Origin of the sequence: Micromonospora sp. NBC_01796, from assembly GCF_035917455.1 — a bacterium.
GTDB lineage: Bacteria > Actinomycetota > Actinomycetes > Mycobacteriales > Micromonosporaceae > Micromonospora_G.
In genome coordinates this window covers 7,429,093-7,445,435 of the sequence record NZ_CP109078.1, presented here as the reverse complement: position 1 = coordinate 7,445,435, position 16,343 = coordinate 7,429,093, and the positions used below count along the sequence as shown (strand labels likewise).

2 protein-coding genes are annotated in these 16,343 nt (G+C 71.6%); both read right to left on the bottom strand.

What is annotated here, in order from left to right; all coding sequences use genetic code 11:
- Positions 1-107 precede the first annotated feature (107 nt).
- The gene (locus OIE47_RS33090) at positions 108-2,567 is read right to left on the bottom strand and encodes a hypothetical protein (protein WP_326558465.1); all 2,460 of its coding nucleotides are present in this window, start codon (positions 2,565-2,567) and stop codon (positions 108-110) included.
- Positions 2,568-2,595: 28 nt separating this feature from the next.
- Complete coding sequence (locus OIE47_RS33085; RefSeq protein ID WP_326558464.1) at positions 2,596-15,738, bottom strand: hemopexin repeat-containing protein; 13,143 nt, start codon at positions 15,736-15,738, stop codon at positions 2,596-2,598.
- Positions 15,739-16,343 lie beyond the last annotated feature (605 nt).

The window sequence follows — 16,343 nt, the reverse complement described above, 5'->3', positions numbered from 1 at the left end:
TTTCTGTGGCCACGGGGTCGGCCGGCCGGGCATCGTACGCCGACCGGCCGACAACCGCGACCAATGCGTCTCCGTCGTCTCCTTCCGCGTCTCCGGTCGGCCCGTCATCACCTGGCGGTTGTCTTGGCGAGCTTGGCGGCCTGCTTGGTGACCCGGCTGTGTTCGGCCGATCTGACGTCGTAGATGGTGGTCACGACGTCGCGCGGTGCTCCCTTGCGCAGCGTGATCGCCTGCCCCCGTAGCCGGCGGATGGTGTCCTCGGCCCTCTTGCGGAGGTTCTCCTTCGTTCCCCAGTCCTCGTTCGCGAGCGCGCTCGCCGCGTCCTCCAGTGCCTGTACGGCTTTGGCCCGTGCGTCGGGGTCGGCGAGAGCATCCTGGATGAGCCCGGCGGCGTCGTTGAGGGAGTCGCCGTCGAAGTTCTTGCTCTTGGGTCCGCCGGAACGCTCGCCGTGACCGCTGCGGTCGCCCGCGTCGAGGGTGGCGAACGGCAGCAGGTTGCGGAAGCTGAGGAAAGCGGTGGCGGCCGCGGCCACGTCGGTGGCGCTGATCACCGCCGCCGCCTGGGTGAAGATGTCCAGCAGTTGACCACCCTCCAGTTGCTCGGCGGGCAGCAGCCGGTCCAGCTTCATCACCTCCGAGCCGAGGTCCCGCAGCGTCTCCTTGGACAGCGCCGCGAGCGCCGCCGCCTCTCCCTTCGCGCCGGCGACCATGGCCTTGAGGGCGTCGACCTCCACGGTCCACGCCGTGGTGTGCGAGCCCATGCCCGCGACGCCCGTCGGCGCGGCCGCCCGTCCGTTGACCGAGAGCGGATCGGGGGCGCCGCTGTCGTACGTGACGACCAACTCCTCGTTCGAGGAGTCGGTGATCCAACTGTTCCGCGTTGCCGGCGTCGGCACGGAGCCGATCTCGGCGTACCGGTCGGCGACGGCCTGGGTCAGCGCGATCATGGGTGGGGTGCCGGTCGCCTTCGGCTCCCCGTCCTTGGGCAGCGGCGGCGGGAACGCTCTGGCCATCTCCGCGGTGAGCCGGTCGAGTGCGGCCTTTCTGGCATTTGCGGCGGCCTCGGCGTCCGTGTCGGCGGTCGGGCCGAGGAAGCCCGAGACCGTCACCGCCCGGGGGTACGAGGTCGCCACCGTCCGTTGGTGTTCGTGCAGGAGGTTGGCGAGGATGACGGAGGCGTGGGGTATCGCGTCGCGGGCCCGTTCGACGAAGTCGTCAACCGCGGTGGCGGCCTCGTCCATCGCCGGTTTGAGCGCGATCCGCCCGTTGACGATGCTCTTCTGCCGGGTGCTCAGCCGGGCCTGGCTGTCGCTCCAGAGCAGGTTGGCGCTGTCCCTGATCTTCAACGCCGCGCGCATGATCGACGGTTCCGGGGTGGAGCGCCGGAGTTCGTCCGCCAGCTTCTCGATCGCCCGAGCCTCGTCCTGCGGCTGGGAGCCCGTGGAATGGCGGGTCATCTCCGCGTCGAGGCGCGTCCACAGCGCCTTGAGCTTGGCGTGGTCGGCCTTCACGCTGTCGACCAGGCCGGGGTTGAGCACCAGCCAGGCGTCCGACTCGCGCAGCGCGGCGTCGAACGCGAACATGCCCCACAGGTCGTCCCGCAGGTTTCCCGCCTGGTCCGGGTCCGTCGCCAACTCGGCGTCCGCCAGCGGCCCGGCGCCCTCGGCGGCGAGGATCCGACGGCGTTTCGCCGATTCCGCCGACCCCTTTGATCCCCGCTCCGACGCCGCGGGGACCGTGGCGAACGGAAGGTAGTTGAGGTAGGCGAGGTGGTGGGCGATCGCCTGCTGGAGCGCGGTGGCCGCCGCCCGGTTGTCGCCGCTCTCGGCCGCCGACGCCGCCGTGTCGAGCTGGGCCGTCACCTGCCAGGCCCAGTGTTCGAGCGGGCCGACGCGCCGCTCCTTGTCCGGCAGCATGTCGAGCAGCCGCATGCCGGTCGAGTCGGGGTCGGCCATCCACGCCTCGGCGTGCTCCTGCGCTGTCCGGAGCACGCCGACCGCCTCGTCGACCGGGAGCCCGTGGACACTGGCCCGGACGGCGTCGACCAGGGCCGACCAGGCGACCGTGTGGTCTCCCATCGGGCCGCCGAACGGGGAGGGGGTGCGCTGCTGGGAGCTGATCAACAGGTTCTTGATGTTGCCCTCGTCGTCGAGTACGACCAGCGGCTTCATCCGTACCGTCGCCATCGCGGGCAGGTTGTCGTGCGGTTGCGGGGTCAGGGACGCATCCGGCAGGTTCTCCTCGTCCGATTCGTCCCCGGACCGGTCGAGTCCGGACGGTGCCCGGGTGAGCGTCAGGGTCTTCGATCGTTTGGTCGGCGGTAACGACAGATCCCGACCGGTGTCGGTGTCCGTGTCGCGGTCGGAGAGGTCCACGCCCGACAGGGACAGCGACAGGTCGGAGGTGAGCGATCGGTCCAGCCGGGTCGGGGTGGTCGTCCGGCGGAGCGAGTCCCCGGTGTCCATCAGGTCGGGCTTACGGGCGGAGCCCGAGTCGCTGTCCTTCAGGGGGGTACGGCTGGGGGTCTTCCGCTTGCCGGTGGTGTTCGTCTTCCGTTTCGGGGGCACCGCCGTCTCCTCTCGGATCGGTCCGCACTCAGGCGGTGGCTCGGTAGTTGACGATCAGAACGAGGTTGGCCAGTTCCGCCGGGTCGCCGTCCAGAGCGAGGCTCAGCCCCGACCCGTCGGCGGGCAGGGTGAGACCGGGAGTGGGCAGCAGGCGGCCGTCGGCCAGCGGCAGGTTGCGGTTGTCGTTGAGCAGGAACCGGGCGCTGCCGCCCTCCTCGTACGCGTAGGCGGCGTAGATGCCGGTGACCTGCCGACCGGACATCCCCGGGAACCAGTCCGGGGTCAGCGGGAGGATCACCCACCGGTCCTCGCCACCGAGGAACCGTTCCCACTCCTGCGGGAACTCCGCGGCCACGTCGAGGTAACGCGACGCCGGGTAGGGCTTGAGCAGACCCCGTACCGCGCTGGTGAAGACCTCGCCCCCGTTGTCGGCCGTGTACCGCAGGGTGAGTTCCACGTCGCCCGGCTCCTGCGGCGGCCGACCGCCGGTCAGCGCCAGCCGCCAGGTGGAGACGGCGCCCGTACCCTCGAACGGCAGGTACCTGTCGTCGTCGTAGCGCAGCTCGAACAGACCGTTGTTGTCGTAACCCTCCGGTACGTCAGACAGCGCGATCTGCTGGTCGGCGCGCCAGTCGAAGCGCAGCGACGCCGGTGGGGTGCCCTGCGGGTCGAGCAGGTGCTTGACCGCTCGCGGATCGGGTTCGAGGACGGTCTTGTGGCCGGTCTGGGTGAGCACTGCGTTCAACCGGGTGACCGCCCCCTCGGCGTCGGTGAAGGTGACGGCGACGGTACGGATCTGCCGCCGGTAGTGCCCGGGGAAGTCGCGGTCGAACAGCTCCTCGGTGAGCGCGAACTCGCACACCCCCTCGGTACGCAGGCGCAGCAGCGCCACCGCGTCGAGATCCCGCAACGACACCCGTTTGGTGATCTCCATACCCCGGCTGTGGCTGTCCGCGTACGCCTTGCCCAGCCGGTCCAGGTCGAGGGTGAGGCTCTCCCCGGCGAGCAGGCCGTTGCGCCGGCTCTCCCAGTACGCCGCCTTGACGTACGCCACCGCGCTCTCCGGCACGCCACGCTCGAACTGGAAGGCGCGTTCGGCCGACCGGGCGGTCTCCTCGGCCAGCCCGTACGCCTGGAAGTACAGGGCGCCGAGCCGGGTCGCGGTCCACTGGAACAGCTCGGCACCGGTGAACTTGTCGCGCAGGAACGCGGCGACCTCCTCCTGGTGGGCGGTCTGCCGACCGAGGATCTCCAGTTCGCGCTGGATCATGACGAGCTGGTACTCGGCGGCGGCGACCTCCGGCTCCAGTTGGGCCAGGTCGTTGCGGGCCATGTCGAGCTGGAACTGCCAGTCCTGCTGGGCCTGCTCCTGGTCGGAACGTACGCCCAGCAGCTCACCGACGACACTGAGTCCCTCGCCCAGCGACTCGGCGATCTCGGCGGCGTTCTCCAGCGAGTCGCCGACCTGCTTGCCGCCGTACTCGGTGCCGAGGATGAACGGGCCGACGAGGACCTGCGGGGTGGCGTGGGCGACCGAGGCGTAGATCTTGAGTCCGCTGGCGACCAGGTGCGCGGTGGAGGCCGCCGCCATCGCGGTGAGCTGGGCGATCTGGAGGGCGGACAGCCCGTCGTCGAGCACCTTCTCGTAGTGGGCGATCCGCGCCAGGGCGGAGTCGCGCGCGGCCCGGGCGGAGCGCAGTCCCGCCTCGGCGGCACCGACCTGCGCCTGACGGGCGCCACGGGTGAGGGCGAGGATCTCCCCCTCCTGCCGGGTCTGGAGCAGGTTGAGCTGCTCGGCGTCGCGTCGGTCCAGAGCGCCCAGCAGGTCCTGCCCGAACTGGCGCAGCCGGTCGGCCAGCTCCTGCGCCCGGCGGAACACGACCGCGAACCGCTGGTGCGGTACGGGCACGGCCGTGCCCTGCAACGCCGCCTCCACCCCGACGCCGGAGGCGACGCTGCGGACCAGGTCGGCGGGGTCGATCGGCGGCGCGAACAGCGGCACCGGACGGCTGATCCCCATGATGTCCAGCGACATCCGGATCTTGCGGAGCCGGTCCGCCACCAGGTCCCAGTAGTCGCCGAGCGCGGTGTTGCCGGGCACGTGGAAGTAGGTGTCGGCGACGCTGGCGTGTACCGCCCCGGCGCCGTCGAGCATCGCCCCGCCGGCGGTCAGCGCGGCCAGCGGGCCCTCCGGTGACCAGTGGCCGTCGAGCGTCCCGTAGCTGCGTGCGTCCGTCAGCGGCCGGGGACCGGCCACGTCCGGGCGTACGCCGAGCAGGTCATGGGCGAGGATGTAGAGCATCCGCGCCTCGTCGATGCTCTCCGGTGTGTACTGGCGGAACAGCAGGTCCGCCCAGTCGAGCAGGTTGTCGATGTAGCCCATGACGGTGGCCCGCCGGTAGGCGATCGGGCGTAGCTCGGCGATGGCGTGCGGGTCGAAGGGGTCGTCGCGGTAGGCGTCGAGCATCCGACCCCGGTCGCCCATCAGGTCGTACTGGCGTTGGAGTTCCTTCGCGACGGCCAGCGCCTCGTTCAGCGGGATGAGGTCGTCGGGGGAGGGCAGGCCGGGCGGCGGCGTCACCGTCACGGCCGCGACCTCGGCCAGCGCCCGCCGGTCGGCGGTGGTCAGCTCGCGTACGCCGTGGAACACCGGCGCCACCGACCGGAGCGTCTCCAGCGTCGGGCCGAGCCGCCGCTCCAGCGCCTCGGTGTCGGCGCCGATCCGCTCCAGTTCGGCCACGGCGCCGGTGATGTCGTCGGCGAGGGCGGCCGGGTCGACGGCGAGGAAGGGCAGGAACCGCCAGTACCGGTCCGGCCGGGTCGGGTCGAAGACGTACTCGTACCAGACCCGCGCGTCCTCGAACCGCTGGGCGCCGTTCAGCGCCTGCGCGATGAGCAGCGGAGCGTGGAAGAAGATCTCCCAGTAGTAGATGCCGTTGGCGCTCTGGAAGTCCAGGTGGGCGCTGCCGGGCAGCCAGGCCGGATTGACCCTGCCCGGCCGGACCCGCACCGTCGTCGCGTCCGAGAGGTCGGTACGGAACGCGGGCAGTTCGTCGGTCTCCTGGGTGGCGGTGTCCAACAGTCCCGCCACCCCACCGGCCAGCAGCCGCTGGTTCAGCTTGTACGCGGTGCTCGTGGTGAGCCGGACGATCTCGTGCTGGAGCGAGGCGAACTCGTACGGCCGGGGCACGGTCGCCGAGCGCGGATACGTGACGTAGGTGGTGTCGAGGAACAGGAAGAGATCGGTCGCAGCGTCGAGGGCACCGGTGATCCCGGTCGGCAGGTCGCCCCAGTGGCCGGCGATCCGGGTGAAGGCACCGAGCGAGCCGAGTTCCCCACCGGCGGGTACCGCGGCGTAGACGTCACCGCTGAGGGCGTACCGGCGGTCGCCCTGCTGGAAGACCGCGTCGAGCGGCCGGGCCAGCGTACGCGGGTAGCCGTCGTCGACCAGGTCGGGAATCGTGCCGTCGGCGCCGAGCGTGTAGCGGACGTACTCGGTGCCGTTGGTGAGGTGGAGCCGGCCGCCGTCGACGTAGCCGGCGTCGACCGACCACCAGCGGGCCAGCAGGTCGACCTGCGGCGGCGGTTCCAGCGTGCCCTTGCCGGGCTTGTGGCCGGCCTTGACCGCAGCCTCCAGGAAGGACGCGCCCAGCCTGCCGAGCAGTCCACCGGCGAACCGGTTGAGCAGCGAGATCCGGTCGGCCTCCGGCAGCGCGCCGGCCTCCCAGCCCCGGTCGACGGGACGCAGGGTGTTGAGGTCGGTCGAACTCACCCAGCCCTTCAGGTCGGCGGAGAAGAAGTACTCGACCCCGTTGGTCCCGGTGTACGCGTAGTCCACCTTGTTCCAGCGCGGCAGTCGCTCGGTGTTGGTCTGCAGGTCCTTCGGGTATCCGGCGTCGGCCGGGGCGGTGAGACCGCTGGAGTACCGCAGGTACTGGTTGCCGGAGAAGACGAAAACCTGCTCACCCCGGGTGAGCCCGGCGTCGACCACGCCACTGCGGGTGATCGACCGTCCGGTCCGGCCCCACCGGCCCGAGATCGGCGAGCTGGGTCCGGACCGGCTGCGGCCGGGGCGGATCAGGACGTACCTCTGGGCGGTGTTGTCGAAGAAGTACCGCGACCCGTCCGGTAGCTCCACGGCCGCGTCGATCCGGTCCCAGGCGGGCAGGATCTCGGCGCTGCCCCGGATCGGCGCCGGTGTCGGCGGATCGGCCGGTGCCGGCACGACCGGCCGGCAGAGGAAGCTGCCGCCCTTGTGGTCGACACTGAACCAGGCGCCCTCGGTGAACGACGCGGGCGAGCTGAACCAGACCACCCCGAACGGGTCGATGCCGCCGGGCTCGTCGAGGATCAGGCCGAGGTCACCGGTACGGGGTGGCTCGCTCGGGATCCCCTCGACCGGAACGGTGTACAGCTCGGGGGTGAGCGCGAAGGCCGCCCCGGTGATCTCCCCGGCACCGGTGGTCGCGGTGTAGGTCACCACGATCGCCTGGTGGTCGCCGGACCCCGACTGGCCGGGCAGCGGGCCGGAGCGTACGGACAGGGCGACGTTGCCCAGGCCGTCCGGGCGCGGCGCGCCGGTGGCGAGGACCTGGGCCGGCACCCACTCCTGGTTCAGGTTCCGGAACGAGAAGTAGATCTTGACGCTCTGCTGCACGTCCGGGGCACTGACCTGCTGGGTGTCGCCGGTCTTCTTCGCGATGATGGTGGTGGAACCGGTTCCCTCCGGCGTGACCGTCTCGATCGTCGTCCAGAAGACGAAGACCCGGTCGAACGCGTGCACCGGGTACACCTTCTCGGCGTCGATCTGCACGTCGACCTTGAGCCACGGCCCCCAGGTGGCGGAGAGCCGGTCCCCGTCGCGGAACGTCGCGCCCCGGTAGTAGTACCGCCGGGGACTGGTCCGGGTCCGTCCGAACAGGACCAGTGACCGGCTTCCCTCCGCCGCCTCCCGCGCCGCGTAGACGTAACCACCCGCGATCGCGAGCCGGGACACCTCGGTGTACTCGTCGAGGTAGCGCTTGTACGCCGCCTGCGCAGCGCCGGTGGTGACGCCCGCCTGGAGCAGGTCGCTCTCCAGTTGCAGGAACGCGGGTGTCTTGGTGTCGCGCAGCTCGGGCCGGAGGTAGTTCTCCGGGTAGAGGAAGACCTTCCGGTTCGCCTCCCAGGTCCGGTAGTTCTTCATCCAGGCCCACCACCGCTTGATCCGCAGCCGGGCCTCGTCCTCGTCGCGGCGGGTCGGTGCACCCACCGGCTCCAGGTCGAGCAGGTAGCGGTGCAGGTAGAGCTGCGCGGCGGCGATCGCCTCCCGTACCCGGGAGGTGGTGCCCGGTGCGCCCATGTCGACGTCGACGAGCAGCCGTTCGAACAGCGTGCCGGGGGTCGGCGCCGCGACCGGGGCGAGCACCGCCGAGGCGAGCGCGTCCCGGCGTACCGCCGCCAACTCGTCGTGCAGCCGGTCGGTGAGCACCGCGAGGTCGGTCGCGGGCAGCGTCTCGGCGAGCAGGCCGTGCAGCGCGACGACCGCCCGGTCCAGCGCGGCGGCACGTTCCGGTCCGCCAACGGCACCGGCCGGGCCGTGGATCTGCGACCAGATGTCGGAGTGCAGGCGGGACGGACCGGTGCCCAACCGGCGGGCGAGCGCGAACAACTCGCCCAGCTTCAGCACGAACTCCAGTTCGAAGCGGTCCTCCTCGCCGGGCGCGGTGGGCAGGAAACCACCGTGGCGTTTCACCCACCGGATCTCGTCGACGTCCCAGCCCAGCAACTCCGCCAACCGCTGGTACGGATCCTCCACCGCCGGACCGGCCGCGAGAACACCGGCCAGGCTGCCGTCACCGCTCCCGTGCGCCAACCGCGCGAACCGGGCGATCGTGTGTACGTCGCTGAGCCGGTAGTCGGCCGCCTCCGAGAACCGGTGCCGGATCTCCTGGGGGAAGGTCCGGTCGACCGTCTCGTACCAGCCCGTCGAGTAGCGGACGTACTCGTCGCCCCGGAGCAGGTAGGTGGCGTCGTCGAGGCTGAACGCACCGTCGATGCCGGCCTCGAACGCGGCGGGCAGGTCACCCCAGTCGTCCCTGATCGTGCGCGGGTGCCCCGGGTCGACGTACCGCAGGTCGGTGCCGCTGTAGCGGACGAACTGGCCACCACGGAAGGCGTACAGGGCTCCGTCAGGGGCGACGAAGGCCGCGTCGACCGGTGCTCCGGGCGTCTCGAACTCGTTGCGTACCCGTCCCCACAGCTCGGCGGCCGGTCGCACGACCGGGGTGGCGGCGTCGGCGCGCAGGTAGTTCGCGCCCCGGAAGAGGTGCACGCCGCCGTCGGCGTCCCGGAACGCGGCGTCGACACCGTCGCGGAACTGCACCGGCAGCTCCGCCAGCTCCGGCGTACCGGCCTGGCTGAACTCCCCGGCGAGCGAGGACTCGATGGTCCGCGGGTAGCCCTCGTCGACGAAGGTGTGGTCGGTCCCGCTGTACCGCACGTACTGGTCGCCGGAGAACAGGTACGTCCGCGTCCCGACCACCATCGCCGCGTCCACCTTGCCGGTGTCGACCACGGTGTTGCGGACCCGGCCGAGGGTGGCCAGGTCGTACGTCGCGTACGCGGACCGGGAGACCACCTGGCATCCGCCACCGGCGAACAGGTAGACGTGGCGACCGTTCGCCACCACCGCGTCGACACCGCGTACCGCCGGTGTGTCCTCGAACGACTCCGGCAGGTTGCGGAACGCCTCCTCGGTACGCAGGTTCCCGGCGATCGGCCGGGGGTAGCCCGGATCGGCGTCCCGGTAGTCGGTGCCGGTGTAGCGGGCGTACCGGTCGCCGCTGAACAGGAACGTGGCCCCGCCGACCGGGTCCACCACGGCGGCGTCGACCCGCTCGAAGGCGGGCAGGCCCCAGGCCGTACGCACCTCGACCGGGGTGGTGAAGGAACGGTCGGTGTACCGGGTGTACCGCTCGCCGAAGAAGAAGTGGGTGGTGCCGTCACGGCCGACGAACACGGTCCGCAGGGTCTCGTCCGGCTCCGGGTCACGGCCGTACCCGCGCCACAGCAGACCGATCGGCTGCGGGGCGGACCAGGCCCCGGTCGGGCCGGTGCGCTGCACGTACCGCTCGCCGCGCAGCAGCAGCATGGTGTCGCCCTCGACGATGACGGCGGCGGGCGGGCCGAACCCCGGCCCGGCCGCCCAGAACCCGGCGTCGGCGGTGCCCGGTTCCCCGTCGGGTGTCGTGTAGTCGGCGCCGGAGTAGGTCAGGTAACGCATCCGGCCGGTGTGGTCGGCCGGTTCGAACAGGTAGGTCGTCCCGTTGTACACGTAGGCGAGTGCCACCGCGCTCAGGCCGCCCCAGTGGTCCGCGACCGGTCGCGGTCCGCCGTCCGGCTCCCGCGTCGGGTAACCTTCCCCGGCGTACGTCACGAACTGGTCGCCGCTGAACACGTAGGTCCTGCCGTCCCGGCCGACGAGGACCGCGTCGACCACACCGTCGCGGGTGATGTTGTCGCGCGGCAACCCCCACGTCTCGGCGATCGGATAGTCGCGACGCAGCCGTACGTCGTAGCACCCGGTGCCCTTGAACAGGTAGGTGGCGCCGCCCGGTGCGGCGAGTACGGCGTCCAGGCCGGTCGCGAAGGTCTCCGGCACCCCGCGCAGGACCCGGGGCCGGACGGGGACCGCTGTCGGAACCTTCGCCTCGATCGCACCGAGCCGGTGCCAGTGGTCGCCCTCGCCGACAAGTAGCGCGCCGTCCTCGACGAAAGCGCAGCCCACACCCGTCGGTCCGGCGTACTGGCGGTAGAGGACGTCGGAGACGACGTGGCAGCGGGAACCCTCGAACAGGTACACGTTGCCCCGGTCGGCGAAGGCCGCGTCGACCCGGGTGAGAGCCACCGGCAGCTTGCCGAGCCGTGGCTCCCCGGCGAGCGCGGACAGCGGCCGGGGGTAGCCGTCCTGCACCGTCGCATAGGTGCTGCCCTCGTACCGGAGATACTGCTCGCCGGAGAAGAGGTAGGTGTGGGTGCGGGTGACCTCGACGCCGTCGACGGTCTCGACCACGTCCATGACCAGCGTGGCGTCCACCCGCCCGGTCCTGGCCAGGTTGTTCGGCACCCGTCCCCAGGCCGTCGCGACCATCGCCGGGTAGCGGTCGTCGATCCGGGTGTAGTCGGCGGTGGAGTACCGGACGTAACGGTCGCCGGAGAAGACGTACGTCCGGCCGTCCCGGCCCAGGAACGCGGCGTCGACCCGGTCGAACGGAAGGCTGTCCCAGTGCTCCCGCAGCGTCCGGGGTTCCGACCACCAGCGCCGCCGGGCGTCGAAGACCACGAACCGGTCGCCGACGAACAGGTACGTCAGCCCGTCCCGCCCGGTCAGTACGGCGTCCACGTCTGCGAGCCCGGCGCCGAGCGCCACCGGCAGGTTCCACCACCCGTCGCTGAGCGGACGGGGATAGCCGGCGTCGGGTGTCGCGTAGTCCCGGGTCGAGTAGCGCACGTAGTACGGGGTGTTGTCGTCGCTGGCGACGGTGAGCCGGTCCGGCCTGGACCGTACGGTGAACCGGGCGCCGCGCTCGTCCGTCAGCCGCCACACCAGCGGTGTGCCGGCCGCCTCGACCCGGGCGTCGGCCGTGAACGACACACCGTGGTCGGCGAACCGGCGGCGCAGCAGCGGCGACAGCCGACCGCTGCCCAGCCCCGACCGCCAGTCGGCGGGTACGTCGAACAGGTCGCCCGCCACCCCGAAGAGGTAGGTTCGCCCGTCCAGGACGAACGAGGTCCCCACCTCGCGCAGACCGCCCCAGTCCCCGGCGATGCCGCGCGGGTAGCCGAGGTCCGCCATGGCGTAGTCGGCGCCCGAGTAGCGCAGGTAACGCCCGCCGCTGAACACGTAGGTATGCCCGTCCAGGCCGGTGAAGGCGGCATCGACGGTCCCGCCCACCAGCACCGGCCCGAGCACACCCCAGCGCTGGGCGGTCGGCACCGGTTGCGGGTCCCGCCCGAGTGCCACGGTCCGGTCGCCCTTGAACAGGTTCGTCACGCCGGCCGCGTCGACGAATGCCGCGTCCAGACCGCTCTCGAAGCCCGCCGGTACGCCGGGGAAGTGCGAGGCGATCCGCCGGGGGTAGCCGTCGTCGGTGCGTAGGCCGTTGTTCTCCAGGCCGTCGTGGTGCCGGACCACCAGGTCACCGGCGAGCAGGTAGGTGGCTGCGCCGTCGGTGTAGGCGGCGTCGACCCGGTCGGCGAACGGCGGCGGGGTGCGGCCCCAGACCTCGGCGATAGGGCGGGCCTCGATCTGGTTTCCGCCCGAGGTGCCGATCGTCAGGGTGCGGTCGCCGGAGAAGAGGTGCACCCGGCCGTCCCGGTCGTGGAACGCGGCGTCGATCGCGCTCGTGAACGGTGCCGGCAGGTCGGCCTCGCCCGCCCACCACTCGGTGACGGGGCGGGGAAAGCCCTCGTCGACAACCGAGTGGTCGGCGCCCGAGTAGCGGACGTACTGGTCGCCGGAGAACAGGTACGTCCGGCCGTCCGCGTCGACGTACGCGGCGTCGATCCGCTCCGGGGCGGCGAAGGTGTTCCGTACCGTGCCCCAGGTCTGTTCGGTCGCCACCCACCGGGTGCTGCCCGGCTGCCGTACGAAGGCGCGGGCGGCTCCGGCGGTGTCCCGGCCGATGATCCATTCGGTGCCGTCCGGGCGGGTGAGCGCGGCGTCGACCCGGCGCAGCGCGCCCAGGGCGGGGGAGAGTTCGGTGAGCGCGGCCGGCAGGTCGTCGAGCAGGGCCCGGGTGGACGCGGCGTACCGGTAGTAGCCGGTGTCGACAAAGAGGTAGATGGTGCCGTCGGCGCTCTGCAGCAGGGCGTCGAACCGGTCGACCCCGGTCGGCAGCGCCACCGGCTCCGGGAACTTGCCCGCCAGGTCCTGGTCCCGGAACACGACCTCGACCTCGGTCGGGTCGAGGTCCAGTTTTGCCGCGAGCCGGGCGAAGCCGCGGATGCGACGATAGGTCAGTCGGGCGCGGGGATCGTCGGCCACCGTACCCGTCGGGTTCTGTTCCGCCGGCTGCCCGAGCAGCGTCTCCAGGGCGTCCACGGAGTCGCCCGCCACCGCCCGGGCGATGCCGTCGACGGTCTCGACGGGTACGCCGAACGCGTCCCGCAGTACGGCGAGCAGGTCGGCGGACTGGCTCTGCGCGTGCCCGTCGAGCGTGGCGGTGATCTCCCCGATGCCGGCGGCGAGTTCGAGCGCGACCCCGTGCAGCAGGTGGAACACGTCCTTGCCGTAGTCCTCCAGGCCGGTCAGGGCGAAGTCCAGGGCGTTGCTGGCGGTCCCGAACCAGGCGATGCGTCCGCGCGGGAGGGTCAGCCACGGCTCCAGGTCACCGGCTTGCACCAGGAGCCGGATCAGCCCGTCGCGTTCGTCGGCATCCAGTCCGAGCCCGGTCAGCGCCTCGGGGTCGAGCACGTACGGCCGCTCGTCGCGCTGGATCGCCACCAGCCGGTCCGCGATCATCGTCTGTTCGGCCGCCGGGAACGGGCCGGGCACCGGCGGAAGCTGTTCCGGCGTACCGAGCAGGGGCTTGATCTCCGGCCTGATCATGGCCTGGTCGAGGAAGACACCGTCGAGCGCGTGGACGACGCGGGCGGCGATCGCGGTGTCGGCGAGCGGCCGGAAGTCGTCGACGGTGAACGTGCACAGCTCGGCCCGCACCGCGGCGATCTGCGCCTGCATCGCGGCCAGGATGTCCTCGCGGTAGGCGTAGAAGTCCAGGGAGAGGTCCAGCTCGTCCCGGCGCAGCCCGGCCAGGGCCTGCTTGTCGCGGTAGTGTCCGAGCTCGTCGAGGTAGCCGTTGAACCGCAGACTGGCCAGCAGATCGGCGACCCGTCCCTCGTCGAGCGGCAGCCCGACGAAGGTGTCCGGGCCCAGGTCCACCGCAACGGTCCGGAACCGGTCGACCCGTTCGCGCAGCGCGTCGAGCACTGCCGGTGCGACGTCGTCGAGGTCGGCGTTGACCGCGAAGTCCGTGAACCCTTCCTCGTCGGCGAAGAGGTCCCGGTTGACGATCTCGCCGCCCGGCTCCAGATAGCCGTGGTGGACGAGGTTGTCGTACAACTCGTCCCGCGCGGTCTGGTCGAGGTCGGGTAGCTGCTGGAGGTCCGACGGGTAGAGGAAGGCGGCGCCGTCGTCGCCGTCGGACGGATCGGAGCCGGCCAGGCCCAGGTCACGGATCAGGGCGAACAGGGGCTCGCGCTGCGGCTCGAAGTCGCGGGCCAGCGGCGGCGGGTCCCCGGCCAGGGCGGTCTCCGTCAGCGTGCCGTCGGCCCGCAGGTACCCGGCCAGCACCAGATTCGTGAAGATCTTCGTGGCCAGCCGCTCGTCCAGGCCGAGGCCGAGAAAGTCCTCCGCGGTGACCGCGCCGAACTCGGTGACCGCGTCGTAGGCCGCGACCTCGACGGCCTCGGCGTCCAGCCGCAGCAGCCGCGCGTCCCGATCGGAGACCACACCCTCGTACGACGTGAGCACCTCGTGCACGACCCGCGCGGCCCGGTCGCCGAACCGGGCCGAGACGAACAGCTCCGGGGTGAGCGCGACCTCGTCCAGCCGGGCCCGCAGCGCGGCCAGCACCGACCGCCGCTCCGAATCCTGGGCGCCGGTGGACCCGCCGGGGAGGAAGTCGGCGAGGTCCGCCGTGGTGAGGCCACTGTCCCGCAGCCAGCCGACCACCGCGGTCAGGGTCTGCGCCAGCCACAGGCTCGACGCCGGATCCGGCGCGTCCAGGATGCGGTGGCTGTCGCGTACGGTCGGGCCGCTGTCGAGCAGGATCGGGAACGTGGTGTGCCGCCACAGGGACGGGTCCCGGTCCAGGACCGACAGCAGCTCGAACAGCTCGTCCACCGAGATCCCGAGCGCCGTGGTCAGCCGGCTCACCCGGTGCAGCAGGGAGAGCGCGCCGAGCCCGATCTCACCCCGGTCGAACGGGCTCGGCTCCTGCGGGGTCAGCGCGTAGTGCTCGCGCAGGGCGTCGACGGTGGCGACGAGGTCCGCCTCGGCCATCGCCAGCGCGCCGGCCAGCCGGCGGCGGTACTCCCGGTTGGCGGGTGCCAGCAGGTCGCCGGTGCAGATCAGCTCCGTCCGTCCGGCCGGCGCGGCACCGGGCCAGGGCCAGATCAGGCTCCGCTCGATTCCCTCGGGGCCGGTGTCGAACGTACGACCGAACAGGTCCGGTGAGTTCCCGTCGGGGCCGATCCCGATGGTGTCCATCGGCGCCGCCAGACTGCACACCACCTCGACCGGCAGGCTCAACTGGTCGCGCAGCCGCAGCACGACGGCGAGTACCCGCAGCGCGTCGCCGTCCAACCGGTTGCCGCAGCAGCCGCGCAGCACCAGGTCGAGCTCGGTCGGGGTCAGGCCGGTACGCCGCGCCAGCCGGACGAACCGGCTCACCCGTTCGAACCACTCGACCGGTACGGCACCGTCGCCGACCAGCCTCGTCTCGTCGGCGTCCAACCCCACCGGCGTGCCGCCGTGGTGGACGAAGAAGACCGACGCTTCGGCCCGGCCCGGTGCCAGGTGCCCGAACAGCAGCTCCCGTACCTCGGCCGAGCTGAGGCCGGTGGCCCGCCGGAAGCGGTCGAGCGTCTCCAGGTCGCCGAGCGACTCCTGCTCGGTGAGTCCGTAGAACGCGCGCACGTCGGCCTCGGTGGGCCGCGCGACGGTCATCACCTCGACCTCCTCCGGCGTCAGGCCCAGGTACTCGCGGGCCACGATGTCCGGGTCGGCCGGCACGGCGAACCGCCGGTAGAGCTCGGCCGGGGCGACGCCGAGCCGGGTCAGGTACCGGCGGAGCCGCTCGTCGGCGAGGGAGAACGGCTTGTCGAAGGGGAAGCGCATGGTCCGCAGCCGCTCGTACGGCTCCGCGCCGACGAGGCTCTCCAGGATCTCGTTGACGATGTCCAGGTACGGCTTCTCGGTGAGGGTGTTCTCGGCGTCGAGAAGGATGTCCTTGATGTCCGGCCGGCGAGCGAGCAGCGAGGCTCCCTCGACGTTCTCCTCCAGGAGCCGGAGCAGGTCGGCCAGGTAGGCGGCGGGGGAGTAGACCGCCCGCGACTCGTCCGCCGGCCGCAGATCCAACTCGCCGAAGAGCAGTTCGTAGTTCGGCAGGGAACCATCCCTCGACATGACGTACCTCTCGTCCACGGCGCCAGCCGTCCCGGGGCGCGGGGCAGCCCGCGCGATAACAGGAAAATGTGCCTCGGGGCGGAACTGTGCCGCCGTTTACCACCCTGCTGTGCTCATGCCGATGGGGCGCCGATGGGCTGCGCTCAAGCAGCTCACCTGCGCTAATGGACCGTGGGGTGGCCGGTAGGACCGGCAGGGAAAGCATGCCGACGGCGCTTCACCGTCGTCAATGGAGAGTCGTATATCTGCGGAAGGGCCGACCGGACGGACGGCGAGGGAAATCCGCGCGTCCCGCCAATCACGGCGATTTTCGACGCGGCAAACTCCCACAATCGGTTCGCATCACATCGGTGCCATGGCGTGCGGCGTGACGACGCTAACAACCGCGCGGTCGCGGTCCCGGCTCGGCGGTGGTGGGCGGGGCGCGGTGCTTTCGTACGGCTGTCCCGGTGACCGCGATGTACGACCGGACGACGGGTCCGCGTTGCCGAAGCCGCGCCCAGGTCACGAAAAAGTTCCGAGGGCTTCCGAAACTTCCGGGGACTTCGACACCTTCCGGCGGGTCGAACGAGGCAGTTGTGACGGTGAATGCGCCGATCAGGACG

Bases quoted from the DNA above. Each gene is read 5' to 3' on its own strand.
- OIE47_RS33085 (WP_326558464.1), bottom strand. From the start codon at position 15,738: ATGTCGAGGGATGGTTCCCTGCCGAACTACGAACTGCTCTTCGGCGAG.